Here is a 23,856-nt window from a genome sequence, read left to right as displayed (position 1 = left end):
CTCCGGTGAGACGGGGGTCCGGAAGGAGGAACCGGCAGGACATACTCGGAGGGTGACCGACACCGCCCCCGCCGCTCCCGGGACACCCGCTCCCGGGACCCCCCTGCCGTACGACGCCGTCGTGCTGGCCGGCGGTGCCGCCCGGCGGCTCGGCGGGGCCGACAAGCCGGGGCTCCGGGTCGGTGGCCGCGCGCTGCTCGACCGCGTGCTCGCGGCCTGCGCGGACGCCGGTACGACCGTCGTCGTGGCCGCGCCCCGGCCCACCGCACGCCCGGTGCGCTGGGCACGCGAGGAGCCGCCCGGCGGCGGACCGGTCGCCGCGCTGGAGGCCGGCCTGCGGCTCACCACCGCGGGGCACACCGTCGTCCTCTCCGCCGACCTGCCCTTTCTCGAGAAGCCGGTGCTGCGGCGGCTTCTGAACTCCCTTCAGGAGAGCGGGGCCGACGGCGCGCTGCTCACCGACGCCGACGGCCGCGACCAGCCGCTGGTGGCCGCCTACCGCACCGCCGCCCTGCGTCGTGAGCTGACCGCCCTCGCCGCCGCGCACGGCGGCCTCGGGGGGCTGCCCCTGCGCCGGCTGACCGGTGCCCTGCGCCTCACCCGCGTCACGGACCCGCGCGCCTCCTTCGACTGCGACACCTGGGACGACATCGCGACGGCCAGGGCACGCATCAGGGAGCATGGGTCCGTGTTGGATGAATGGATCTCCGCAGTCAAGGACGAGTTGGGCATCGAACTGGACGTCGACACCGGCGTCCTGCTCGATCTGGCCCGGGACGCCGCGCACGGCGTGGCGCGGCCCGCCGCCCCGCTGACCACCTTCCTCGTCGGTTACGCCGCCGCCCAGGGCAAGGGCGGCCCCGAGGCCGTCGCCGAGGCCGCGCGCAAGGCCGCCGCGCTGGCGCTGCGCTGGGAGGAAGAGAACGGTGGGGGCACCACCGACGCGAGGAGCGGGGGCCCCAGCGCCCCGGACGCCGGATGACCGCCCCCGGCACCCGGGCCGAGGCGTCCGCCGAAGACACCGACGACCTCGACGTCGAGGAGGCGCTGGCGCTCGTGAGGGATGCCCACAGGGAGCCCCGGGACGGCAGCACGGACGACGGCGCCGGCCAGGCGTCCGCCCCGGCCGCCCGGTCGTCCGGCGCGCGGTCCGCGGAACCGCACCGGGCCACCCCCTGGCCCCAGGCCCGGGAGGCCGCCGCGCGTGCCGCGCGCGCCGCGCGTTCCCGTGCCCGCCGGGCCCCCGTCTCCGTTCCTCTCGGCGACGCCCTCGGACTGACCCTGGCCGCGCCCCTCGACGCGCTCACCGACCTGCCCTCCTTCGACACCTCGGCCATGGACGGCTGGGCGGTCGCCGGGCCCGGCCCCTGGCAGGTGCGCGAGGAGGGCGTGCTCGCCGGGCACGCGCAGCCCGAACCCCTCACCGACGGCGAGGCGGTCCGCATCGCCACCGGAGCCCGTGTCCCCGCCGACACCACCGCCGTCCTGCGCTCCGAGCACGGCCGGATCGACGCCCAGGGCCGCCTGCACACCACTCGCGAGATGCTCCACGGCCAGGACATCCGCCCGCGCGGCCAGGAGTGCCGCAGCGGCGACCAGTTGCTGCCCGTCGGCACCCTGGTCACCCCCGCCGTCCTGGGTCTCGCCGCGGCCGCCGGCTACGACACGGTCGCCGTCGTTCCCCGCCCCCGCGTCGAAGTCCTCGTCCTGGGAGACGAGTTGCTCACCGAGGGTCTGCCGCACGACGGGCTGATCCGGGACGCCCTCGGCCCCATGCTGCCGTCCTGGCTGCGCGCGCTCGGTGCCGATGTCATCTCCGTACGCCGGATCGGCGACGACGCCAAGGCCCTGCAGAAGGCGGTCACCCGTTCCGCCGCCGACCTGATCGTCACCACGGGCGGCACGGCGGCCGGACCCGTGGACCACGTCCACCCGGTCCTGGAACGCGTCGGCGCCGAACTCCTCGTCGACGGCGTCAAGGTGCGCCCCGGCCACCCCATGCTGCTGGCCCGCACCAAGGACCACCAGCACCTCGTCGGCCTGCCCGGCAATCCCCTCGCGGCCGTCTCCGGCCTGCTCACCCTCGCCGAACCGCTGCTGCGGACCCTCGCCGCCCACCCCGCACCCGAGCCGTACACGCTGCCGCTGAGGGAGGCGGTGCACGGGCACCCGCACGACACCCGGCTCATCCCCGTGGTGCTGCGCGGTGACCACGCCATGCCGTTGCACTACAACGGTCCGGCCATGCTCCGGGGCATCGCCGCCGCCGACGCGCTGGCCGTCGTACCGCCGGGCGGGGCCCTCCAGGGCGAGGAGGCCGAGCTGCTGGACCTGCCATGGGCGACCGCCGGAATCGGGGTGTGTTTCACGTGAAACTTCCGGGCCATGACGCCATCGCCCGCCAAGCGGGCGAACACCTGGTGACCCATCGGGTGAAACTCCCGCGCAAAGTGGTGGAGCGTCCGATCCGCCAGGTCGTCAAGCGGCTCGTCATGGCCCTGGTGGTGCTGGTCGCCACCGCACTGGTCGTCTACGCCGACCGCGAGGGCTACCGCGACAGCTCCGACGGTCCCGTCGATCTGCTCGACGCGTTCTACTACGCGACCGTCACCCTCTCCACCACCGGCTACGGCGACATCACCCCCGTCAGCGACAGCGCCCGGCTCACCAACATCCTCGTCATCACGCCCCTGCGCGTGCTGTTCCTGATCATCCTGGTCGGCACCACGCTGGAGGTCCTCACCGAACGCACCCGTGAGGAATGGCGCCTGAACCGCTGGAGGTCCACCTTGCGTGACCACACCGTCGTCGTCGGTTTCGGCACGAAGGGACGGTCGGCCATCCAGACCGTCTGCGTGACCGGGCTGAAGAAGGAGCAGGTGGTCGTGGTCGACCCCAGCTCCAAGGCGATCGACGCGGCCACCGCCGAGGGCTACGCGGGCGTCATAGGCGACGCCACCCGCAGTGACGTGCTCCGACGGGCCGAGGTGCACAAGGCCCGGCAGATCATCGTCGCCCCGCAGCGCGACGACACCTCCGTCCTCGTCACGCTGACCGCCCGCCAGCTCAACCGCACCGCGAAGATCGTGGCCGCGGTGCGCGAGGAGGAGAACGCCCCACTGCTCAAGCAGTCCGGCGCCGACGCCGTCATCACCAGCTCCGGCGCGGCCGGCCGTCTGCTCGGCCTGTCCGTGCTCAGCCCCGCGGCCGGCATGGTGATGGAGGATCTGATCCAGCAGGGCAGCGGGCTGGACCTCGTCGAACGGCCGGTGGTCCGCGGCGAGGTCGGCAAGACACCGCGCGAGACGGACGACCTGGTGGTGAGCGTCCTCCGCGGACACCGGGTGCTCGGCTACGACGACCCGTCCGTCGGCACGCTCCAGCTGACGGACCGGCTCATCACCATCGTCCGCGCCACGCCGGAAACCCGGGTCACCCCGGGCGTCCGCCCCCTGCCACCCGGATGACCGGGCGCCGGTGGGAGTAGCGTCACCGGCATGCATGCGATCACGATTCCCGAACCTGGTGGTCCCGAGGCGCTGGTGTGGGACGAGGTCCCCGATCCGGTGCCCGGCGAGGGCGAGGTGCTGGTCGAGGTGGTGGCCAGCGCCGTCAACCGCGCCGACATCCTGCAGCGCCAGGGTTTCTACAACCCGCCGCCCGGCGCCTCCCCCTACCCCGGCCTGGAGTGCTCCGGCACGATCGCCGCGCTCGGCCCCGGCGTCTCCGGCTGGGCCGTCGGCGACCAGGTGTGCGCGCTGCTCGCGGGCGGCGGCTACGCCGAGAAGGTCGCCGTACCGGCCGGGCAGCTGCTGCCCGCGCCCGAGGGCGTGGACCTCAAGCACGCCGCCGCGCTGCCCGAGGTCGTCTGCACGGTCTGGTCCAACGTGTTCATGGTCGCCCATCTGCGTCCGGGCGAGACGCTGCTGGTGCACGGCGGCTCCAGCGGCATCGGCACCATGGCGATCCAGCTCGCCAAGGCCGTCGGTGCCAAGGTCGCGGTGACCGCCGGGACGAAGGAGAAGCTCGACCGGTGCGCCGAACTCGGCGCGGACGTACTGATCAACTACCGCGAGCAGGACTTCGTCGCCGAGATCCAGCAGGCCACCGAGGGCGCGGGCGCCGACGTCATCCTCGACAACATGGGTGCCAAGTACCTGGACCGCAACGTCCAGGCGCTCGCCGTCAACGGACGCCTCGCGATCATCGGCATGCAGGGCGGTGCGAAGGGCGAACTGAACATCGGCACGCTGCTCGGCAAGCGGGCCGCGATCAGCGCGACCTCGCTGCGCGCCCGCCCGCTGGAGGAGAAGGCCGCCATCGTCGCGGCCGTACGCGAGCACGTGTGGCCGTTGCTCGCCGGCGGGCACGTCCGCCCGGTCGTGGACCGTGAGCTGCCGATGGCGGAGGCGGCCGAGGCGCACCGGCTGGTGGAGTCGAGCGGCCACATCGGCAAGGTGCTGCTGATCACGTCGTAGCGGAAGGCGGTGCGGGGCGGTGCCGACAGGCCCGGGCCGTTCCGGGCCCCGGGCTCCCCGGGCCGTCCCGGACGGGCCGTTCCGGGCCCCGGGCCGTCCTGGAGATCCCGGACCGCCCCGGGACCCCGGGGGGCCATCCGCGGCCGTCAGCTCTTGCGGAGTCTCAGGCCGAGGAGCGCCAGCCCCAGGCCCAGGCCGATGAGGACCAGGCCGCTGCCCAGCGGGAGGATGCGTGTGACCGGATCCGTCGGGGCCTCGCCCGGTGGGGCCGCCTGCTGGGCGGCGGGACCCTGCGGGGAAGCGGTGGGGTCCGGGCCGGTCTCCAGGGGCGACGGGGGCCCGCTCGGCACCTCCGCGGTCTCCGGCTCCTGCGGCTGGGCGGCAGGGGTCGCGGGAGGGGGGTCGTCGTCCTCGTCCTCGACCTCGGGCCCGTCCGGCCGCCCCGGCCGCATCCGCCCCTCACCGGCCCGGCTGCCCGCCCGGGACGGCTCCACGGAGGCGAGGGGGCGATAGGGGTGGACCGACGCCGAGGCGGAGCCGGACGGCGCCGGCACGGCGGTGGACGCCTTCCCCGTCGACGTCTCGTCCGGGGACGCCTCGTCGGACGACTCCTCGGACGTCTCCTCGGAGGACTCTCCCGACTCCTCCGACTCCTCCGAGTCCCCCGAGGACGTCTCCTTCGGGGCCGCCTGCGGCGGGGGGCCCTGGTCCGGGCGCCCGCGGCCCCGTGCGGCGCGCCCCGGAGCCGTGTGCCCGGCGCTGACGTGCTCAGGGACGGCCGGCAAGGGACGCGCGTGCTCAGGGACGGCCGTCAGGGGGTGCGCGTGCTCAGGGACGGCCGTCAGGGGGCGCGCGTGCTCCGGGGCCCCGCCCTTGCCGGTCCCCCGCCGTGTGCCGGCCTGCTCCCGGTGTCCGGTGGCGGGCGGGCGGGCGGTGTCCGGCTTCGCGGCGAGGGCGGGCGCACCGCCGTGGGCGACGGCGGTGCCGTGCGCCGGCAGCGCCGTCGCCGTGAGGACGACCAGCAGCCGCAGACAGCGCAGCGTGAGTCGTGGGCGTGCAGTCACGTCGGTGACCTCCCGGGGCCCAGGTGCCGTGACCGATGGAAAACCGACGGGAACAAGCCTCACATTCCACGGTGAAAAAGGCATTCCGGATTGGTCCGTCGGGTCTAAACGGTGGATCAGCCCCACAGGGGGGCACCACGGTGATGAGGTGGTGGCGTGCGAGAGAATGGCGGCATGGAGATGCCGAGGAACGAACGGTCGCCGGGAAACCCCCAGATCCTTGTCGTGGGTCAGGACGGGATGGCGCTCGGCGGGGGCGACGGGCACGAGGACTCGCGTGAGACCCCGGTGACGGAGCAGGTGGAACAGCCGGCCAAGGTCATGCGGATCGGCAGCATGATCAAGCAGCTCCTGGAGGAGGTGCGGGCGGCTCCCCTCGACGAGGCCAGCCGGGTGCGGCTCAAGGAGATCCACGCCAGCTCGGTGAAGGAGCTGGAGGACGGGCTGGCCCCCGAGCTGGTCGAGGAACTGGAACGGCTCTCGCTGCCGTTCACCGACGAGGTGACCCCGAGCGACGCGGAACTGCGGATCGCGCAGGCACAGTTGGTGGGCTGGCTGGAGGGTCTCTTCCACGGGATCCAGACGACGCTGTTCGCCCAGCAGATGGCCGCCCGCGCCCAGTTGGAGCAGATGCGCCGCGCGCTCCCGCCGGGCATGGCCGGCCACGAGGGCGGCGACGACCAGCAGACCGGCGGCCGCTCGGGCGGTCCGTACCTGTAAACCCCCCGGCTCGCCCGGACACACCAGGGGCCCGGCGGACGACCGCCGGGCCCGGCCCGTTCCCCGGCACCCGCCGGGGCCGGCTCACTGCGGCGGATTGCCCGTCGACACCCTCAGCTCGATGGTGCCCACGTCGTTCTGGTCGACGTCGGTGCCCTGTTCGGGGAACTGGTTGAGGACGGTCCCCTCACCCCAGGTGTTGTCGTCCTCGTGCTTGATGTCCCACTTCCAGCCCGCGGCCTGGAGGCACTTCTTCACGGAGCCGATGTCCTTGTACCGGAAGTCGGGCAGCTGGATCTTGTCCGGGTCGCTGTAGGACTCCTGCGGATCGCTGCACTTGGACGTGTCGATCCGCCGGGTGGTGTCCGGGCCGCGGTAGCCCGACCGGTGGGACGCGGACGCGGAGGCGCTCGATCCGCCGCCGCCGCCGGCCCCGGTGTCGTCGCCGGTGTGCTTCAGCGTGAGCGCGACGGCCAGCCCGACGGCCACCACGGCCGCCACCGCGACCGAAGCGGTGACCACCGGCCGCCGGTTCCGGCCGCCGCCGGGCCGGCCGTTCTGGTGCGGCGCCACCGTGTACGGCGGCGGGGTCGGGGCGGCGCCCTGCGGGCCGTAGCCCACGGGGGACGCCGGGTAGCCGCCCTGCTGCGGGTAGCCGTAGCCCGGGGTGGGCGCCGGGTGGCCGTACGGGTTCGGTGCCGGAGCCGGCTGGTACGGCGTCTGTACCTGCCCGTGCGGTGCCGGGGTCGTCCGGTCGACCGGCGGGAACACCGCGGAGGCGACGCCCGAGCCGCTCTGCGCCGGACCGGCGCCCGGCACGATGCTCGGCGGGGCCGCCTGGAAGGAGGCCGCGATCCGCAGGCACTCGTCGCGCATGGACTCGGCGGTGGGGAAGCGCTCGTTCGGGTTCTTCCTCAGCGCGCGGGCGACCAGCGCGTCCACGGCGGGCGGCAGCGCGCGGTTGACCGAGGAGGGCGCCACCGGCTCCTCCTGCACATGCGCGTAGGCGATGGCCAGCGGCGAGTCCGCGTCGAACGGCAGCCGCCCGGTGACCAGCTGGAACAGCATGATGCCGACCGAGTACAGGTCAGAGCGGGCGTCCACGCCACGGCCGAGGGCCTGCTCGGGCGAGAGGTACTGCGGGGTGCCGACGACCATGCCGGTCTGGGTCATCGAGGTGACACCGGACTGCATGGCGCGGGCGATGCCGAAGTCCATGACCTTGACCACGCCCCGCCGGGTCACCATCACGTTGCCGGGCTTGATGTCGCGGTGGACCAGCCCCTTCTCGTGGCTGATCTCCAGGGCCGCGAGCACATCGGCGGTGATCTTCAGGGCCTTGTCCGCGGGCATCGCGCCGTAGTGCCGGATGTCCTCCTCCAGCACGGAGCCCAGCGGCCGGCCCTCGACGTACTCCATGACGATGTACGGCGTCGCCATGCCGTTCAACTCGTCCTCGCCCGTGTCGAAGACGGAGACGATGTTGGTGTGCGTGAGCTTGGCCACTGCCTGGGCCTCGCGGCGGAAGCGCTCGCGGAAGGCCTGTTCCCGGCCGAGTTCGGTGTGCAGCGTCTTGATGGCGACCTGGCGGTCCAGCACGGCGTCGTACGCGAGGTGCACGGAGGCCATGCCGCCCTCGCCCAGCACGTCGCGCAGCTGGTAGCGGCCCCCGGCCAGCGCCTGCCCCGCGTACCGGCCGTGTGCGCCGTCCTGGCTCATCTCTCCGCGTCCCCCACCGGCCGTGCGGCGCCGTCAGCCGGCGGACAGGCCTTGATCGAATGTGTCATTCCCGGCCAAGTCTGCCCGAGGGCCCGGACACGTCAAGCTCGGTGCCCGTTCCGTGACCGTACGCGCAAGAAGCGTCGCGCAAGCGTTACAGCCGGTGTACGACCGGCTCACGGAATTTGCACGACAGCGCGTGCTAGAGGTTTCATGACCGGTCCGTCTCGGGTCGGCCCCGGTTGCCGTTCCGGACCGGTGGCCCCCGCGGAGGCTGTAGCGTGGCGGACGGAGACCGTAACAACACCGCGCGCACCGCGGGCAGAAACGACGGCGAGGACTGATGGCACAGACGCAGCGCTCTCAGGGCCCGTCCGACCCCGAGGCGACTGGCGGCGGCATGTCAGACGCGCCGGAGATGTGGGGCAACGGCGGGCTCGTCGGCGACGGCCGCTACCGGCTCACGCACCGGCTGGGCCGGGGCGGCATGGCCGAGGTGTTCGCGGCCGAGGACGTCCGCCTGGGCCGGACGGTCGCGGTCAAGCTGCTCCGCGCGGACCTGGCCGAGGACCCGGTCTCCAAGGCCCGTTTCACCCGCGAGGCACAGTCCGTCGCCGGCCTCAACCACCATGCGATCGTCGCCGTGTACGACTCCGGCGAGGACATGGTGGGCGGCCAGTCCGTGCCGTACATCGTCATGGAGCTGGTCGAGGGCCGCACCATCCGCGACCTGCTGATGAACGCGGAGGCGCCGGGCCCCGAGCAGGCGCTGATCATCGTCTCCGGGGTGCTGGAGGCGCTCGCCTACTCGCACCAGCACGGCATCGTCCACCGTGACATCAAGCCGGCGAACGTCATCATCACCCACAGCGGTGCCGTCAAGGTGATGGACTTCGGCATCGCCCGCGCGCTGCACGGGGCGTCGACGACGATGACGCAGACCGGCATGGTCATGGGCACCCCGCAGTACCTGTCCCCGGAGCAGGCGCTCGGCAAGGCCGTCGACCACCGCTCCGACCTGTACGCCACCGGCTGCCTGCTGTACGAACTCCTCGCGCTGCGGCCCCCGTTCACCGGCGAGACCCCGCTGTCGGTGGTCTACCAGCACGTCCAGGACATGCCGGTGCCGCCGTCGCAGGTCTCCGAGGGGACCTGCCCGCCGGAGCTGGACGGCCTGGTCATGCGCTCGCTCGCCAAGGAGCCCGACGACCGGTTCCAGACGGCCGAGGAGATGCGCGGCCTCGTCCAGTACGGCCTGCAGATGCTCTACGACCAGGGCGGGCACACCGGCACCTGGAACACCGGCCCGGTGGAGGCGCACGACGGCCGGCAGACCCCGGCGGGCGGCTTCGCCGGGACCACCGTCATGCCGCACCCGGCGGACGCCTCGGGCACCACGCAGATCCCGCAGCCGATCCTGCCCGCGGGCTACGGCAGCGGCGACGACGGCGGCTTCGAGGGGCACGGCAACAAGGGCGGCGGACGCGGCAAGCTGTGGCTCCTCGCCGTGTTCGCGGTCATCGCGATCGCGGCGGGCGTGGCGCTGGCGGTGAACGGCGCGGGCGGCGGCAGCGGCGGCAACGACACCGACGTCCAGCCGACCAAGACGCACTCCAAGAGCACGAAGCACGAATCGCCCACCCCGACCCCGTCCGACGACAAGACCGACCGGCCCTCGGACCCCGAGACGAACAACGGCTCCGGCACGGGCACCGGCTCCGGCTGGCCGCCGGCGACCACGCCGTCGTACACCCCGTCGAGGACGGCCAGTTCCACCCCGAGCACCGAGCCGTCGCAGCCGCAGACCTCGCCGTCGCAGCCCACGAACCCGACGGACGGCGGCACGGACGCGGGCACCGCCGACGCCGGCGGCACGGACGCGGGTACCGGTGACGTGGGTGGTACGGACGCGGGTACCGGTGACGCGGGTGGTACGGACGCCGGCACCACGACGGACGGCAGCACCGGCGCCACCACCGGTTGAAGCGCGCCCACGGAGACCGGGACGGCGTCCCCTTGAGGTGACGCCGCCCGCACAGGGCCTCTCGTCCGTCCAGGGCTTCGGGCCCGGCCGCTATTGCACGAACGCGTCGCACACCGCGTCGTACTCGCGGGTCCACCACACCGCGAGGGCGGACGCGGCCGGGAACTGGGTGTCCGCGCGCGTGTCGCCGCGCTCGTAGTGCCAGCGCAGCATCCAGAAGTCGTTCAGCCGCTCCCACCACACCCGGTGCACGGCCGCGGCCAGCTCCGAGGGCGTGGCGCCGGCCGCGCGCCGGTACGCGCGCGCGTAGCCCCGCACCTTCGGCAGGTCCAGGGTCCCGCCGGGCGCCACGAAGAAGATCACGGCGGCGCGTACGGCCTCCTCCGCGCGCGGCTGCACACCGAGCCGGTCCCAGTCCACGATGGCGGCCGGGGTGTCGTCCTTGTACAGCAGGTTGAACGGGTGGAAGTCGCCGTGCACCCAGCCGACCGAACCGCCGCGCGGGGGGCGCCGGTCCGCGTGCTGCTCCAGCAGCGCGCGGCGTTCCAGCAGCCGGTGCCGGGCGAGTTCGTCGAAGGCGTCGGCGGGGCGGTGCCGGCGGACATGGGCGAGCAGGTCGTCGATGAGGGCGAAGGTGTCGGCCGGGTCCGCGCTCTCCACCGGGTGCGGGCTCGTCGCCGGGCGCGTGCGCCCCTTGGGAGGCATCACGCGCTCCAGACAGGCGTGCACGGCGCCCAGGAGCGCCCCCAGGCGCGCGCTCTCCCCGCGGGTGAGCTGACCGCCGTGCCGGTGCCTGCCGTCGATCCAGGGGTGCAGGGCGTAGGCGTTGCCGCCGACGACGGCGACCGTGCGGCCCTCGCGGTGCGCGAGCGGCACGGCGACCGGGACGCCGAGGTCGGCGAGGCGCTGGGTGGCCCGGTGCCGGCGTTCGATGGCGGCCGGGTCGGCGGTGTCCGGGTCGAAGTGGTGCTTGAGGAAGTAACGGCCGCTCGTGGTGCACAGCCGGTAGCCGCGGTTGAGCAGGCCCTGGTCGACCGGCTCACAGGCGAGGGCGGTACCCGCGGCGTACAGGCGGAGCAAGGAGCCCAGGGGGAGTGCGTGGGGCACGGGGGGTGGTACACATGAGCGCGGCACGCGCCAGATGCTAGGGCACGCACAGCCGCTGTGAGCTGGGGCTTGTCACAGGCAGTCGTCGACGGTCGCTTTCGGTCACGACGTGTGCTTTTCCGCTTCCGCGCGGGGCCGCGGCGAGGCCCTCACCCGCGCCTCACCCGTCCGCAGCCCCCGACGTCATCCGTATGCAGTAGATAAAGCGCGACTTTTCCGTCTTCGTGTGCGAGGCCGGTCTCACATGAAACTCTTCCCGTGACCTGGGTGCGCGGGATAACGTGCGGATGCTCCGGACTGCCGCAAGGCTGTGACCAGCGCGCTTCCGCACCACCTCGATTTACTTGGAAATCCAAGCAAAATCGCAGGTCAAACGGGGTTTCACAGAAATGTGGGGCACTGGGTAACGTGATGGTTGCAGGGCGCTCGCCGGGGCACCTGTCACGCCTGTTCCCGGCCGAGTGGCACCCACCCCGTGCCCCGGTGGTCGAAACAGGTGAGCCGCACTGGCCTACCGGCAACCCCGGGGGCCGGAACGACGGAGGAGCACACGTGACCGTGGAGAGCAGTGCCGCGCGCAAGCCGCGACGCACCGCCGCAGGCAAGGCCGGCACCGCCGGCGGCAAGACCGGCACCACCGGCGCCAAGCGCACCACCCGCAGCACCGCCGGGAAGAGCACCGATCCGGAGCTCGTTCAGCTGCTGACGCCGGAGGGCAAGCGGGTCAAGAACGCCGAGTACGACGCCTACGTCGCCGGCATCACCCCCGAAGAGCTGCGCGGCCTGTACCGCGACATGGTGCTCACCCGCCGCTTCGACGCCGAGGCCACCGCCCTGCAGCGCCAGGGCGAACTGGGCCTGTGGGCCTCCCTGCTGGGCCAGGAGGCCGCCCAGATCGGCTCCGGCCGGGCCACCCGCGAGGACGACTACGTCTTCCCGACCTACCGGGAGCACGGCGTCGCCTGGTGCCGCGGCGTCGACCCGACCAACCTGCTCGGCATGTTCCGCGGCGTGAACAACGGCGGCTGGGACCCGAACAGCAACAACTTCCACCTGTACACGATCGTCATCGGCTCGCAGACGCTGCACGCCACCGGCTACGCGATGGGCATCGCCAAGGACGGCGCGGACTCGGCGGTCATCGCCTACTTCGGCGACGGCGCCTCCAGCCAGGGCGACGTCGCCGAATCGTTCACCTTCTCCGCCGTCTACAACGCCCCCGTGGTGTTCTTCTGCCAGAACAACCAGTGGGCGATCTCCGAACCCACCGAGAAGCAGACCCGCGTCCCGCTCTACCAGCGCGCCCAGGGCTACGGCTTCCCGGGCGTCCGGGTCGACGGCAACGACGTGCTGGCCTGTCTCGCGGTCACCAAGTGGGCGCTGGAGCGCGCCCGCAACGGCGAGGGCCCCACCCTGGTGGAGGCGTTCACCTACCGCATGGGGGCCCACACCACCTCCGACGACCCCACCCGCTACCGGGGCGACGAGGAGCGGCTGGCCTGGGAGGCGAAGGACCCGATCCTGCGCCTGCGCCGGTACCTGGAGACCTCAAACCACGCGGACGAGGGATTCTTCGCGGAACTGGAGAGCGAGTCCGAGGCGTTGGGCAAACGAGTGCGCGAAGCGGTCCGCGCCATGCCCGACCCGGACCACTTCGCCATCTTCGAGAACGTGTACGCGGACGGGCACGCGCTCGTCGACGAGGAGCGCGCCCAGTTCGCCGCCTACCAGGCGTCGTTCGCCGATGAAGGGGGTCACTGAGATGGCCGAGAAGATGGCGATGGCCAAGGCCATCAACGAGTCGCTGCGCCGTGCCCTGGAGACCGACCCCAAGGTACTGATCATGGGCGAGGACGTCGGCAAGCTCGGCGGCGTCTTCCGGGTGACGGACGGACTGCAGAAGGACTTCGGCGAGAGCCGGGTCATCGACACCCCGCTCGCCGAGTCCGGCATCGTCGGCACCGCGATCGGCCTGGCCCTGCGCGGCTACCGCCCGGTGGTGGAGATCCAGTTCGACGGCTTCGTCTTCCCGGCCTACGACCAGATCGTGACCCAGCTAGCCAAGATGCACGCCCGCTCGCTGGGCAAGGTCAAGCTGCCGGTCGTCGTCCGCATCCCCTACGGCGGCGGCATCGGCGCGGTCGAGCACCACTCGGAGTCCCCCGAGGCGCTCTTCGCGCACGTGGCGGGCCTGAAGGTCGTCTCCCCGTCCAACGCGTCGGACGCGTACTGGATGATGCAGCAGGCCATCCAGAGCGACGACCCGGTGATCTACTTCGAGCCCAAGCGGCGCTACTGGGACAAGGCCGAGGTCGACCCCGAGGCGATCCCCGCCCCGCTGCACAAGGCGGCCGTGGTCCGCGAGGGCACCGACCTGACCCTGGCGGCCTACGGCCCCATGGTGAAGCTGTGCCAGGAGGCTGCGGCCGCGGCGGCCGAGGAGGGCAAGTCCCTGGAGGTCCTGGACCTGCGCTCGGTCAGCCCCCTCGACTTCGACTCCGTCCAGGCCTCGGTGGAGAAGACCCGCCGCCTGGTCGTGGTGCACGAGGCACCGGTGTTCCTCGGTTCCGGCGCGGAGATCGCCGCCCGGATCACCGAGCGCTGCTTCTACCACCTGGAGGCACCGGTCCTCAGGGTCGGCGGCTACCACGCCCCGTACCCGCCGGCGCGCCTGGAAGAGGAGTACCTGCCGGACCTGGACCGTGTGCTCGACGCCGTCGACCGCTCGCTGGCGTACTGAGGAGAGGGTCGTGACGACGATGACGGAAGCGTCCGTACGCGAGTTCAAGATGCCCGACGTGGGCGAGGGACTCACCGAGGCCGAGATCCTCAAGTGGTACGTCCAGCCGGGCGACACGGTGACGGACGGCCAGGTGGTCTGCGAGGTGGAGACGGCGAAGGCGGCCGTCGAACTGCCCATCCCGTACGACGGCGTGGTGCGCGAACTGCGATTCCCCGAGGGCACCACGGTGGACGTGGGCACGCCCATCATCGCGGTGGCGGTGGCCGGGGCCGGCGGTGCCGCGCCGCAGGCGCCCGCCGAGCAGCCCGCGGCGGCACCCGCTGCGGCGAAGGACGAGCCGAAGCCGGAGGGCCGCCAGCCGGTCCTCGTCGGGTACGGCGTGGCGACCTCCTCCACCAGGCGCCGCCCGCGCAAGGGCCCCGAGGTCACCGTTCCGGCGCCGGCCCAGGCGGTCCAGGCGGAGCTGAACGGCCACGGCGGCGCGGTCGCCGGGAAGTCCCGCCCGCTGGCCAAGCCCCCGGTGCGCAAGCTGGCCAAGGACCTGGGCGTCGACCTGGCCGCGATCACCCCCTCCGGCCCGGACGGCGTCATCACCCGCGAGGACGTCCACGCGGCGGCCACGCCCCGGACGGCCGAGCCGGCCGCCCCGGTCACGGCGGCGCCCGCCGCTCCCGCGGCCCCGGCGCCCGTGGCGTCGTACGACACCGCGCGGGAGACCCGCATCCCGGTCAAGGGCGTCCGCAAGGCCACCGCGCAGGCGATGGTCGGCTCGGCGTTCACCGCGCCGCACGTCACCGAGTTCGTGACGGTGGACGTGACCCGCACGATGAAGCTGGTCGAGGAGCTGAAGCAGGACAAGGAGATGCAGGGCCTGCGGGTCAACCCGCTCCTGCTGATCGCCAAGGCCCTGCTGGTCGCCATCAAGCGCAACCCGGACATCAACGCGTCCTGGGACGAGGCGAACCAGGAGATCGTGCGCAAGCACTACGTCAACCTGGGCATCGCGGCGGCCACCCCGCGCGGGCTGATCGTCCCGAACATCAAGGACGCGCAGGACAAGACGCTCCCGCAGCTGGCGCAGGCGCTGGGCGAACTGGTCTCCACGGCCCGCGAGGGCAAGACCTTCCCCGCGGCGATGCAGGGCGGCACGGTGACCATCACCAACGTCGGCGTCTTCGGCGTCGACACGGGCACCCCGATCCTCAACCCGGGCGAGTCCGCGATCCTCGCGGTCGGTGCGATCAAGCTCCAGCCGTGGGTCCACAAGGGCAAGGTGAAGCCGCGCCAGGTCACCACCCTGGCCCTGAGCTTCGACCACCGTCTGGTGGACGGTGAGCTGGGATCCAAGGTGCTCGCGGACGTCGCGGCGATCCTGGAGCAGCCGAAGCGGCTGATCACCTGGGCCTGAGGGCCCGGCGACTCGCCGGTACACGGCGAAGGGCCCGCCGCACGGGGTGCGGCGGGCCCTTGTCGTCGGTGCGTCAGCCGAGCTTGGCGAAGCCGTAGTTGAGCAGCTTCTTCGCGTCCGCCTCGCGCTGGGCGATGGAGGAGGAGGCGAGGACGGTGCCGATGACGGTTTTGCCGTTCCGGGTCGCGGCGAAGACCAGGCAGTACTTGGCCTCAGGGCCGGAACCGGTCTTCACGCCGATGGTGCCGCTGTAGCTGCTGAGGAGCCCGTTGGTGTTCTTCCACGGGTTCATCGTGCGGGTGCTGCCCGTCTTGGTGATCGTCTTCGCGGTGTACGACTTGGTCTTGACGATCGTGCGGAACGTGGAGCTCTTCATCGCGCTGCTGGCGATCTTCGTCAGGTCGCGCGGCGTCGAGTAGTTGGAGCCGTTGCCGATGCCGTCGAACGAGTCGAAGTGGGTGTTCTTCAGGCCCAGGTTCTTGGCGGCGGTGTTCATCTTGCCGATGAAGGACTTCACCCGCGCGGCCCGCGTGGAGCCGGAGCCGAACTTGTCGGCGAGCGCGTAGGCGGCGTCGCAGCCGGACGGCAGCATCAGGCCGTACAGCAGCTGACGCACGGTCACCTTGTCGCCGACGATCAGGTGGGCCTGGGAGGCGTTGTTCTTGACGACGTAGTCGCTGTACGCCTTCTGGATCGTGACCTTGGCGTCGAGGTTCAGGTTCGCCTGGGCGAGCACGACCTTGGCGGTCATGATCTTGGTGGTGGAGCCGGTGGAGCGCTTGGTGTCCGCCGCCTTCCCGTACAGCGTCGCGGCGTTGGCGTTGTTCATCACGAACCCGCCCTTGGCCACGATCGACGGCGCGGTGACGGCCTGCGCGGGCGCAGCGGTGAGGGCACCGGTCGCGAGCAGCGCGCCGGACGTGATGGCGACGGCGGATGCTCTGCGGAGGCGGATGCCCTTGATGCCGGTATTCAAAGTGATGACCTCGAATGTCTTGAATGCCCCTGGAATGCGGCCGAGTTGAGATGGCAAGCGTAAGCGGGCCGCATAGGTGTGACACGTAAGTAGCACAGAAGGTTGTGCGGTCGCTGGGAGAGGCGTGCGTCACGTCCGCATGATGGACGGTCCTGCCCTTGTGTACGTGTTGTATCTATGCTGTGGGCATGAACACGGCCGTCCAGCAGTCCGCCCCGCAGTCCCTCAAGCCGCCACCCGCCGCCGACCGCGTGTACACCCACGTCAAGCAGGGTGTGCTCGACCGTCGCTACGAGGGTGGCACCCTGCTCACCGAGGGTGAGCTGGCCGAGGCCGTCGGTGTCTCCCGCACACCCGTCCGGGAGGCCCTGCTGCGGCTGGAGGTCGAGGGCCTCATCCGGCTCTACCCGAAGAAGGGGGCCCTGGTCCTGCCGGTCTCCGCGCAGGAGATCGCCGACGTGGTGGAGACCCGGCTGCTGGTCGAGGAGCACGCGGCCCGCAAGGCCGTACCCGCGCCGCCGGGCCTGCTGGAGCGGCTGGCGGAGCTGCTGGAGCAGCAGAAGGCGCAGGCCGCGGCCGGCGACCTGGCCGCCGCCGCGGTCACCGACCGCTGCTTCCACGCCGAGATCGTGCGCAGCGGGGGCAACGAGATCCTCTCCCGGCTCTACGACCAGCTGCGCGACCGGCAGCTGCGGATGGGCGTCGCCGTCATGCACTCCCACCCCGACCGGATCGCCAAGACGCTCGCCGAGCACGAGGAGATCCTGGACGCGCTGCGCGCCGGCGACGCGGAGGCGGCCGTCGGGATCGTGCACCGGCACGTGGGCTGGTTCTCGCACCTGGCCCGGGGTGAGGTCCGATGAGCCTGCCGGGGCGCGGTGCCACCCTTCCGGGCGATCCGCCGGGCGGGCGCCGGGCCGTCGCCGTGTGGTCCATAGGCGTGGCCGTCTACTTCGTCGCCGTCATCTTCCGTACGTCGCTGGGGGTGGCCGGCCTCGACGCGGCCGACCGCTTCCACGTGGGCGCCTCCGCCCTGTCCACGTTCTCCATCCTCCAGCTGCTGGTCTACGCGGGCATGCAGATACCCGTCGGCCTGCTCGTGGACCACCTGGGCACCAAGAAGGTGCTGAGCATCGGCGCGGTGCTCTTCACCGCCGGGCAGCTGGGCTTCGCCTTCTCCCCCTCGTACGGCACCGCGCTCGCCTCGCGGGCGCTGCTGGGCTGCGGTGACGCGATGACCTTCATCAGCGTGCTGCGGCTCGGCACCCGCTGGTTCCCGGTCCGGCGCGGCCCGCTGGTCGCGCAGCTCGCGGGTCTGGTCGGCATGGCGGGCAACCTGGTCTCCACGCTGGTCCTGTCCCGGCTGCTGCACGGCATCGGCTGGACCCCGGCGTTCGCGGGCAGCGCGCTGGCGGGCGCGGTCGTCCTCGTGCTCACCCTGCTGTTCCTGAAGGACCACCCGGAGGGGCAGGAGCCGGAGCCGTCCCCGCACCGGGGCGCCGCCTACGTGCGCCGGCAGATCGCCGCGTCCTGGCGGGAGCCGGGCACCCGCCTGGGCCTGTGGGTGCACTTCACCACCCAGTTCCCGGCGATGGTGTTCCTGCTGCTGTGGGGCCTGCCGTTCCTGGTCGAGGCGCAGGGCCTCAGCCGCGCCACGGCCGGCGAACTGCTCACCCTCGTAGTGCTGTCCAACATGGTGATCGGCCTGGTCTACGGCCAGATCGTCGCCCGGCACCACGCGGCGCGGCTGCCGCTGGCACTGGGCACGGTGGCCGCCACCGCGCTGCTGTGGGCGGCGACCCTGGCCTACCCCGGCGAGCACGCCCCGATGTGGCTGCTGCTGGTGCTGTGCACGGTGCTCGGCGCGTGCGGACCGGCCTCGATGCTCGGCTTCGACTTCGCCCGTCCGGCCAACCCGCCCGAGCGACAGGGCACCGCGTCCGGCATCACCAACATGGGTGGCTTCATCGCCTCCATGACGACGCTCTTCGCGGTCGGCGTGCTGCTGGACGCGACGGGGAACGACTACACCGTGGCGTTCAGCGCCGTGTTCGTGCTCCAGGCGCTCGGCGTCGGCCAGATCCTGCGGCTGCGGGGGCGGGCGGCGCGGCGCGAGCGGGAGCGGCTGGTCGCCAGCCGCGTGGAGACGGTGCACGTGCCGGCGGCGTGAGCCACGGGTTCTCCCGCGCGCCCGCCCGTCCCCGGCCGGCCGAGGGGGCGGCCGGGCGCCGTCACGGCGTCACCGCGAAGTGCCGCAGGATGGCCGCCGCCAGGTCCTGGTCGCCCTCCGTCTTCACCCGGTCCGCCACCGCCTCGGGGCTCACCCGGCCGCAGGCCAGACGGACGTAGGTCTCCCAGTCGAGGCTGAGGGTGGCCGCCGGGCCGAGGGCGGGGGCGGTCTCCACCGTGCCGCGGCCCTGGATGTCGACGCGGACCGTGCGCAGGAACTCGACCGGGCCGTGCACGTCGAACACGATCGCCGAGCTGCGCGGCGCGTCCGCGTCGTGCGCCACGACCTTGGGCAGCGCCTCCAGCAGGACGTCCCGGGTGACGTAGGCGCCCGGCGAGTCCAGGTTGCCGGGGAGGCCGAGGGCCGCGCGAAGGTCCTGCTCGTGCACCCACACGTCGAACGCCCGGGCACGGTAGGCCTGTTCCAGGGTGATCTCCTTGCCCAGCGGGCCGCGCACCTTCGTGCCGGGGTCCCGGGCCTCGTTGCGCAGCTGGCGGTTGCGGCGGATGACCGTGTACTCCAGCTCGGCCGTCATCTCCGGCGCCGTGTGGTGACGGCGGACGTCGACCTGCATCTCCATGTAGCGCTGGTGCTCGGTGGTGACGTGGAAGAGGTCGCGCGGCAGGGAGTGGATGGGGCGCGGGTCGCCGAGCATCTCGCAGTCCAGGCCGATGACATGCGACACGATGTCCCGCACCGACCAGCCGGGGCAGGGTGTCCGCCGGTTCCACTCACCCTCGACGAGCGGCTGCACCATCTCGGATATCGCTTCGACGGAGTGGGTCCAGGCGTCGGCGTAGGGCTGGAGGGTGGGATGCAGACTCACGGAACGGGACCCCTCGGCGGTCGGTACACGGGCAGGTTGTGGCGGCATGGCCAGTGGGCGGCTGCACTTCGGCGGGTGTCTTCAGAGTCCCCCAGGTTCTCGGCTTCGCTCGAACTGGGGGCACCCCCAAGTTACGCTGCTGAAAGGCACCCCGGCAGTGCTTTCGTGTGACGATCGTAGGCCCGTGTGGACGACTCGAATGCCAGGACGGTGGTAGTGTGCGCGCCTCGCTGATCCAGATCGCTGTGGACGAGGACGAAACGGTCGACTCCCGGCGCCTGCGCGTGGCCGCGCTGGTGCGGGAGCAGAGCGGGGCCGACCTCGTCGTACTGCCCGAACTGTGGACCACCGGCGCCTTCGCCTTCGAGGAGTTCGGCCGCGCGGCCGAGCCGCTCGAAGGGCCGACGTACGAGGCGATGGCCAAGGCGGCGAGCGACGCGGGCGTGTGGCTGCACGCGGGCTCCCTTCCCGAGAGGGACCCTGACGGCACCCTCTACAACACGTCCCTCCTCTTCTCCCCCTCCGGGGACCGGGCCGCGGCCTACCGCAAGATCCACCGCTTCGGCTTCGACAAGGGCGAGGCGGTGCTGATGGGCGCGGGCCAAGATCTGGTGACGGTCCGGCTGCCGGAGACCACGCTCGGCCTGGCCACCTGCTACGACCTCCGTTTCCCCGAACTCTTCCGCGGTCTGGTCGACGCCGGCGCCGAGACGCTGGTGATCCCGGCGGGCTGGCCCGAGCGGCGACGGGCGCACTGGACGCTGCTGGCCCGGGCGCGGGCGGTGGAGAACCAGGCGTTCGTGCTCGCCTGTGGAACGGCCGGGACCCATGCCGGAGTTCCGCAGGCGGGTCACTCGATCGTGGTGGATCCGTGGGGCGAGGTGCTCGCCGAGGCGGGCCCCGGGGAAGAGGTCCTCACGGTCGACCTGGACCCGGCGAGGGTCGGCGCGACCCGCGAACAGTTCCCGGCGCTCAAGGACCGCGTACTGGGTCTCGAACCGCCCCGGCGCCTGACCTAGGGCCTCTCGTCCGGATCATGCCGGCCTGATCCGGACGCAAGACCCTGGTAAGCGTCAGTCCTCCTCCCCCTCCTTCTCGGCGAGGTGGATCACGCACACCGCCACCGCGATCAGCAGTGCCGGGTCGGCGTCCTCCCGTACGACGTCCACGCCGTACGTGTCGCGGACGCTCAGCCAGCGGCGGGAGATCACCGCGAGGAGTTCGCCGTCGTACTCGACGGCCACCTCGCGGTCCAGGATCTTTCCGCTGACGTCGAGTTCGGTGCCGTCCACCAGGGAGACCCGGTAGTGGTTGCGCAGCAGGGACAGCCGCTTGCGCCGGATCCTGGCGAGAGGCTCGCCGTCGCGTTCGATCAGCATCGTGTCGCGCAGGGCGAACATCTTCTGGTGGATGTCGATCAGGACCCGTCCCTCGGTGTCCTTCAGCTCGAAGGTGTCCCGCAGGCGCATCGCCTTGCCGTCGACGAGGAACACCTTCCGGCCGTGTTCGTCCTCGATCCACCAGTCGTCACCGATGCCGAGGATCCGGTCGCGCACGAGGAATCTCATACGGTCATGCTTCCCCGGCGCGAGCCGATCGTCACAGGTTGTGCCGGTTCGCCGGGCCGGCCCGGAGGGCCGCGCGCGCTCATCTGACGGGACGTCGCAATCCAGCGGGACACCAGGTGTCGTGGGGATGAACTTCCCGGTCGTGCGGGCACGTTGGCCAACCAACGGCACCCTCCCCGAGTCGAACGGTGCGGAAGCCGGCGCCGGCCGGCCGAACAGTCCGCCCGTTCCCCGGAGGTCACCGTGTCCGCTCGCACCCACCGCCGCCGTCCCGCCCGCGCGCTCGCCCTGGCCGTCGGCACGGCCGCCGCGCTGGCCGTGCCGTCCGCCCTGTCCGGCACCGCGGTGGCGGCCACCTCGCCCGCCACCGCCACGGTCAACCCGTACGACTGGCAGCTCACCTACCAGGCCGCCCCCGGCCAGACCAACAAGGCCACCGTCACCGCGTCCCTGACCGCCGACCGCTCGGGCATCACCTACGTGATCGACGACACCGTCACGATCAAGGCGGGCCACGGCTGCGCCCACCCGGACGGCGCGGACCCGACGAAGGTCTCCTGCACGGTCACCAGCCTCGACAGCCAGGACCCGTACGCCGCCCTCGTCGTGAACCTCGGTGACCGCGACGACACCCTCGCGTACAAGAACGCCACCGACCAGATCTACTACTACGCCCAGATCTCCCTGGGCCCCGGCAACGACAAGGCGACCGACTCCGGCCGCCTCGACGGCGCCTACGTCTCGGGCGACGCGGGCGACGACAGGCTCACGGTCGGCAAGGAGGGCCTGGCCTGGGGCGGCGACGGCAACGACACGGTGGACGCGAGCGGCGGCGACAACATCGTGCAGGGCGGCAAGGGCGACGACGCGCTGCACGGCGGCAGCGGGGCGCAGTACCTGGCCGGTGACGACGGCAAGGACACGATCACCGGCGGCACCGGCGACGACACCCTGTACGGCGGCAAGGGCGACGACGTCCTGTACGGCAACAGCGGCAACGACAAGCTGTACGGCAACAGCGGCAACGACAGGCTCTACGGCGGTCCGGGCCGGGACACGCTCTCCGGTGGCCCCGGCCGGAACGTGGTCCACCAGGACTGACCGCCGCACCGGTCGCGGGCGAGCCGTACCGTGCCCGGGTTGTCCACAGGGTCCGGAACGGCTGTCGGCGTCGGGTGGCACCCTTGGGGTCATGACCGACTCCGCACCCCGACGCGCCCGAGTCCGCGCCCCCGAGCTGATCGGCAAGGGCGGCTGGCTGAACACGGGAGAGACCCAGTACACCCTCGCCGACCTGCGTGGACGCATAGTCGTCCTGGACTTCTGGACCTTCTGCTGCGTCAACTGCCTGCACGTCCTGGACGAGCTGCGCGAGCTGGAGGAGAAGCACCGGGACACGCTCGTGGTGATCGGGGTGCACTCGCCGAAGTTCGTGCACGAGGCCGAGCACCAGGCGGTGGCGGACGCCGTGGAGCGCTACGGGGTGGCGCACCCGGTCCTGGACGACCCCGAGCTGGCCACCTGGAAGCAGTACGCGGTGCGCGCCTGGCCGACGCTCGTGGTGATCGACCCCGAGGGGTACGTCGTCGCGCAGCACGCGGGCGAGGGTCATGTCCACGCCATCGAGCGGCTGGTGACCGAGCTGGAGGCCGAGCACGAGGCCAAGGGAACCCTGCGCCGTGGCGACGGCCCCTACGTGCCGCCGGAGCCCGAGCCGACGACGCTGCGCTTCCCGGGCAAGGCCCTGCTGCTGCCGTCCGGCACCTTCCTGGTCAGCGACACCACCCGGCACCAGCTGGTGGAGCTGGCCGGGGACGCCGAGACCGTCATACGGCGCATCGGCGCCGGCACGCGCGGATTCACCGACGGAGGCCCCGGGGAGGCGACCTTCAACGAGCCGCAGGGCCTCGCCCTGCTCGACGACGGCTCGGTGGTCGTCGCCGACACCGTCAACCACGCCCTGCGCCGCCTGGACCCGGCCACGGGCGAGGTGACCACCCTGGCGGGCACCGGGAAGCAGTGGTGGCAGGGCTCGGCGACCTCCGGCCCGGCCCGCGAGGTGGACCTCTCCTCGCCGTGGGACGTGGCGGTCTTCGGCGGCAAGGTGTGGATCGCGATGGCCGGCGTCCACCAGCTGTGGACGTACGACCCGGCCGGCCGGACGGTCGCCGTGGCGGCCGGTACCACCAACGAGGGCCTGGTGGACGGGCCCGCGGCCGAGGCGTGGTTCGCCCAGCCCTCCGGCCTCGCGGCCACCGCCGACCGGCTGTGGCTCGCCGACTCCGAGACGAGCGCCCTGCGCTGGGTCGACCCCGACGGGCAGGTGCACACCGCCGTCGGCACCGGCCTGTTCGACTTCGGCCACCGGGACGGCGCCGCCGGCCAGGCCCTGCTCCAGCATCCGCTGGGCGTCACCGCCCTGCCGGACGGCTCGGTCGCCGTCGCCGACACCTACAACCACGCCCTGCGCCGGTACGACCCGGCGACCGGCGAGGTCACGACGCTCGCCACCGACCTGCGCGAGCCCAGCGACGCGGTCCTGGCCGGCGGGGACATCGTGGTCGTGGAGTCGGCCCGGCACCGGCTGACCCGGCTGCGGCTGCCCGAGGAGGCGGTGCGCGTGGAGTCGGTCGCCCACCGCACCCGGCGCGCCGCGACCGAGGTCGCACCCGGCGCGCTGCGCCTGGACGTGATCTTCCAGGCCCCGGCCGGCCAGAAGCTCGACACCAGATACGGCCCCTCGACCCGGCTGCTGGTCTCCGCGACCCCGCCCGAGCTGCTGCTCAAGGGCGAGGGGGCGGACACCGACCTCTCCCGCGACCTGGAACTGAACCCGGCCGTCACGGAGGGCGTGCTGCACGTCTCCGCGATGGCGGCCTCCTGCGACGACGATCCCGCCAACGCCTACCCGGCCTGCCACGTGCACCAGCAGGACTGGGGCGTCCCGGTCCGCCTCACCGAGGGCGGCGCGGACCGGCTGCCGCTGGTGCTGGCGGGGATGGACGAGACCGCCCCCGCACAGGGCTGAGCGGC

Annotated in this window: 20 protein-coding genes; 14 read left to right on the top strand and 6 right to left on the bottom strand. The window is 72.5% G+C overall.

Annotated elements, in window-relative coordinates:
- Positions 1 to 52: 52 nt before the first annotated feature.
- Genes LG395_RS05435 through LG395_RS05420 form a run of 4 tightly spaced genes read left to right on the top strand, consistent with a single transcriptional unit; the run spans position 53 to position 4,478 of the window.
- Complete coding sequence (locus LG395_RS05435) at positions 53 to 982, top strand: NTP transferase domain-containing protein (protein ID WP_225808630.1); 930 nt, start codon at positions 53 to 55, stop codon at positions 980 to 982.
- Positions 979 to 2,373 (top strand): molybdopterin molybdotransferase MoeA, encoded by a 1,395-nt coding sequence (locus tag LG395_RS05430; protein ID WP_225808629.1) that lies wholly within the window; start codon positions 979 to 981, stop codon positions 2,371 to 2,373. Before LG395_RS05435 ends, LG395_RS05430 begins: the two co-directional genes overlap by 4 nt.
- Entirely contained in the window at positions 2,370 to 3,467 is a 1,098-nt protein-coding gene (locus LG395_RS05425; protein ID WP_171154565.1) for a potassium channel family protein, read from the top strand. The genes LG395_RS05430 and LG395_RS05425 overlap by 4 nt, the downstream gene beginning before the upstream one ends.
- A gap of 30 nt (positions 3,468 to 3,497) precedes the next feature.
- A complete protein-coding gene (locus tag LG395_RS05420) occupies positions 3,498 to 4,478 on the top strand; it encodes an NAD(P)H-quinone oxidoreductase (protein ID WP_171154563.1) in 981 nt (326 codons plus the stop codon).
- A 146-nt stretch (positions 4,479 to 4,624) separates the two neighbouring features.
- Here the strand turns inward: LG395_RS05420 and LG395_RS05415 are convergent, their stop codons facing one another.
- Positions 4,625 to 5,542 carry a hypothetical protein gene (locus LG395_RS05415; RefSeq protein WP_225808628.1) on the bottom strand — a complete coding sequence of 306 codons (918 nt, stop codon included), beginning with the start codon at positions 5,540 to 5,542 and terminating at the stop codon, positions 4,625 to 4,627.
- A gap of 174 nt (positions 5,543 to 5,716) precedes the next feature.
- On the opposite strand from LG395_RS05415, the gene LG395_RS05410 reads away from it, so the two are divergent.
- On the top strand, positions 5,717 to 6,262 hold the full coding sequence (locus LG395_RS05410; protein WP_225808627.1) for a bacterial proteasome activator family protein: 546 nt from the start codon (positions 5,717 to 5,719) through the stop codon (positions 6,260 to 6,262).
- Positions 6,263 to 6,346: 84 nt separating this feature from the next.
- Here the strand turns inward: LG395_RS05410 and LG395_RS05405 are convergent, their stop codons facing one another.
- The gene (locus LG395_RS05405; protein ID WP_225808626.1) at positions 6,347 to 7,981 is read right to left on the bottom strand and encodes a Stk1 family PASTA domain-containing Ser/Thr kinase; all 1,635 of its coding nucleotides are present in this window, start codon (positions 7,979 to 7,981) and stop codon (positions 6,347 to 6,349) included.
- Positions 7,982 to 8,324: 343 nt separating this feature from the next.
- Here LG395_RS05405 and LG395_RS05400 point away from each other — a divergent pair, with 343 nt between their 5' ends.
- Positions 8,325 to 9,965 carry a protein kinase domain-containing protein gene (locus LG395_RS05400; protein WP_225808625.1) on the top strand — a complete coding sequence of 547 codons (1,641 nt, stop codon included), beginning with the start codon at positions 8,325 to 8,327 and terminating at the stop codon, positions 9,963 to 9,965.
- A gap of 90 nt (positions 9,966 to 10,055) precedes the next feature.
- Here LG395_RS05400 and LG395_RS05395 read toward each other — a convergent pair whose 3' ends face one another.
- On the bottom strand, positions 10,056 to 11,072 hold the full coding sequence (locus LG395_RS05395; protein WP_225808624.1) for a phosphotransferase: 1,017 nt from the start codon (positions 11,070 to 11,072) through the stop codon (positions 10,056 to 10,058).
- Positions 11,073 to 11,624: 552 nt separating this feature from the next.
- On the opposite strand from LG395_RS05395, the gene pdhA reads away from it, so the two are divergent.
- Genes pdhA through LG395_RS05380 form a run of 3 tightly spaced genes read left to right on the top strand, consistent with a single transcriptional unit; the run spans position 11,625 to position 15,223 of the window.
- Positions 11,625 to 12,833 carry a pyruvate dehydrogenase (acetyl-transferring) E1 component subunit alpha gene (gene pdhA, locus LG395_RS05390; RefSeq protein WP_171154553.1) on the top strand — a complete coding sequence of 403 codons (1,209 nt, stop codon included), beginning with the start codon at positions 11,625 to 11,627 and terminating at the stop codon, positions 12,831 to 12,833.
- A gap of 1 nt (position 12,834) precedes the next feature.
- Positions 12,835 to 13,812 (top strand): alpha-ketoacid dehydrogenase subunit beta, encoded by a 978-nt coding sequence (locus LG395_RS05385; RefSeq protein ID WP_171154551.1) that lies wholly within the window; start codon positions 12,835 to 12,837, stop codon positions 13,810 to 13,812.
- 10 nt (positions 13,813 to 13,822) lie between these two features.
- The gene (locus LG395_RS05380) at positions 13,823 to 15,223 is read left to right on the top strand and encodes a dihydrolipoamide acetyltransferase family protein (protein WP_225808623.1); all 1,401 of its coding nucleotides are present in this window, start codon (positions 13,823 to 13,825) and stop codon (positions 15,221 to 15,223) included.
- Positions 15,224 to 15,296: 73 nt separating this feature from the next.
- On the opposite strand, the gene LG395_RS05375 is transcribed toward LG395_RS05380, so the two are convergent.
- Positions 15,297 to 16,199 (bottom strand): D-alanyl-D-alanine carboxypeptidase family protein, encoded by a 903-nt coding sequence (locus tag LG395_RS05375; protein WP_171154547.1) that lies wholly within the window; start codon positions 16,197 to 16,199, stop codon positions 15,297 to 15,299.
- A 188-nt stretch (positions 16,200 to 16,387) separates the two neighbouring features.
- On the opposite strand from LG395_RS05375, the gene LG395_RS05370 reads away from it, so the two are divergent.
- On the top strand, positions 16,388 to 17,062 hold the full coding sequence (locus tag LG395_RS05370) for a GntR family transcriptional regulator (protein ID WP_225808622.1): 675 nt from the start codon (positions 16,388 to 16,390) through the stop codon (positions 17,060 to 17,062).
- Positions 17,059 to 18,369: an MFS transporter gene (locus tag LG395_RS05365; protein ID WP_225808621.1), complete on the top strand. Its 1,311-nt coding sequence runs from the start codon at positions 17,059 to 17,061 to the stop codon at positions 18,367 to 18,369. The genes LG395_RS05370 and LG395_RS05365 overlap by 4 nt, the downstream gene beginning before the upstream one ends.
- A gap of 61 nt (positions 18,370 to 18,430) precedes the next feature.
- Here the strand turns inward: LG395_RS05365 and LG395_RS05360 are convergent, their stop codons facing one another.
- Complete coding sequence (locus tag LG395_RS05360; protein WP_171154542.1) at positions 18,431 to 19,255, bottom strand: maleylpyruvate isomerase family mycothiol-dependent enzyme; 825 nt, start codon at positions 19,253 to 19,255, stop codon at positions 18,431 to 18,433.
- A 218-nt stretch (positions 19,256 to 19,473) separates the two neighbouring features.
- On the opposite strand from LG395_RS05360, the gene LG395_RS05355 reads away from it, so the two are divergent.
- A complete protein-coding gene (locus LG395_RS05355) occupies positions 19,474 to 20,274 on the top strand; it encodes a carbon-nitrogen family hydrolase (protein WP_171154540.1) in 801 nt (266 codons plus the stop codon).
- A 54-nt stretch (positions 20,275 to 20,328) separates the two neighbouring features.
- On the opposite strand, the gene LG395_RS05350 is transcribed toward LG395_RS05355, so the two are convergent.
- Positions 20,329 to 20,823 carry an LURP-one-related/scramblase family protein gene (locus LG395_RS05350; RefSeq protein ID WP_225808620.1) on the bottom strand — a complete coding sequence of 165 codons (495 nt, stop codon included), beginning with the start codon at positions 20,821 to 20,823 and terminating at the stop codon, positions 20,329 to 20,331.
- A 243-nt stretch (positions 20,824 to 21,066) separates the two neighbouring features.
- Here LG395_RS05350 and LG395_RS05345 point away from each other — a divergent pair, with 243 nt between their 5' ends.
- Both LG395_RS05345 and LG395_RS05340 read left to right on the top strand, forming a co-directional pair.
- Positions 21,067 to 21,924, top strand: coding sequence for a calcium-binding protein (locus LG395_RS05345; protein ID WP_225808619.1), 858 nt, complete (start codon positions 21,067 to 21,069; stop codon positions 21,922 to 21,924).
- A gap of 91 nt (positions 21,925 to 22,015) precedes the next feature.
- Positions 22,016 to 23,851 carry a thioredoxin-like domain-containing protein gene (locus LG395_RS05340; protein WP_225808618.1) on the top strand — a complete coding sequence of 612 codons (1,836 nt, stop codon included), beginning with the start codon at positions 22,016 to 22,018 and terminating at the stop codon, positions 23,849 to 23,851.
- Positions 23,852 to 23,856: the final 5 nt, after the last annotated feature.

The organism is Streptomyces spinosus, from assembly GCF_020400655.1.
GTDB classification, from domain to species: Bacteria; Actinomycetota; Actinomycetes; order Streptomycetales; family Streptomycetaceae; genus Streptomyces; species Streptomyces argyrophylli.
The sequence above is the reverse complement of the archived record's forward strand: the minus strand, read 5'-3'. Positions and strand labels throughout refer to the sequence as shown.

What these genes read in the sequence shown, in the direction of transcription:
- LG395_RS05430 (WP_225808629.1), top strand. Translation starts at nt 979, where the DNA reads ATGACCGCCCCCGGCACCCGGGCCGAGGCGTCCGCCGAAGACACCGAC.
- LG395_RS05420 (WP_171154563.1), top strand. Translation starts at nt 3,498, where the DNA reads ATGCATGCGATCACGATTCCCGAACCTGGTGGTCCCGAGGCGCTGGTG.
- LG395_RS05410 (WP_225808627.1), top strand. Translation starts at nt 5,717, where the DNA reads ATGGAGATGCCGAGGAACGAACGGTCGCCGGGAAACCCCCAGATCCTT.
- LG395_RS05405 (WP_225808626.1), bottom strand. Translation starts at nt 7,981, where the DNA reads ATGAGCCAGGACGGCGCACACGGCCGGTACGCGGGGCAGGCGCTGGCC.
- LG395_RS05400 (WP_225808625.1), top strand. Translation starts at nt 8,325, where the DNA reads ATGGCACAGACGCAGCGCTCTCAGGGCCCGTCCGACCCCGAGGCGACT.
- LG395_RS05385 (WP_171154551.1), top strand. Translation starts at nt 12,835, where the DNA reads ATGGCCGAGAAGATGGCGATGGCCAAGGCCATCAACGAGTCGCTGCGC.
- LG395_RS05370 (WP_225808622.1), top strand. Translation starts at nt 16,388, where the DNA reads ATGAACACGGCCGTCCAGCAGTCCGCCCCGCAGTCCCTCAAGCCGCCA.
- LG395_RS05365 (WP_225808621.1), top strand. Translation starts at nt 17,059, where the DNA reads ATGAGCCTGCCGGGGCGCGGTGCCACCCTTCCGGGCGATCCGCCGGGC.
- LG395_RS05350 (WP_225808620.1), bottom strand. Translation starts at nt 20,823, where the DNA reads ATGAGATTCCTCGTGCGCGACCGGATCCTCGGCATCGGTGACGACTGG.
- LG395_RS05340 (WP_225808618.1), top strand. Translation starts at nt 22,016, where the DNA reads ATGACCGACTCCGCACCCCGACGCGCCCGAGTCCGCGCCCCCGAGCTG.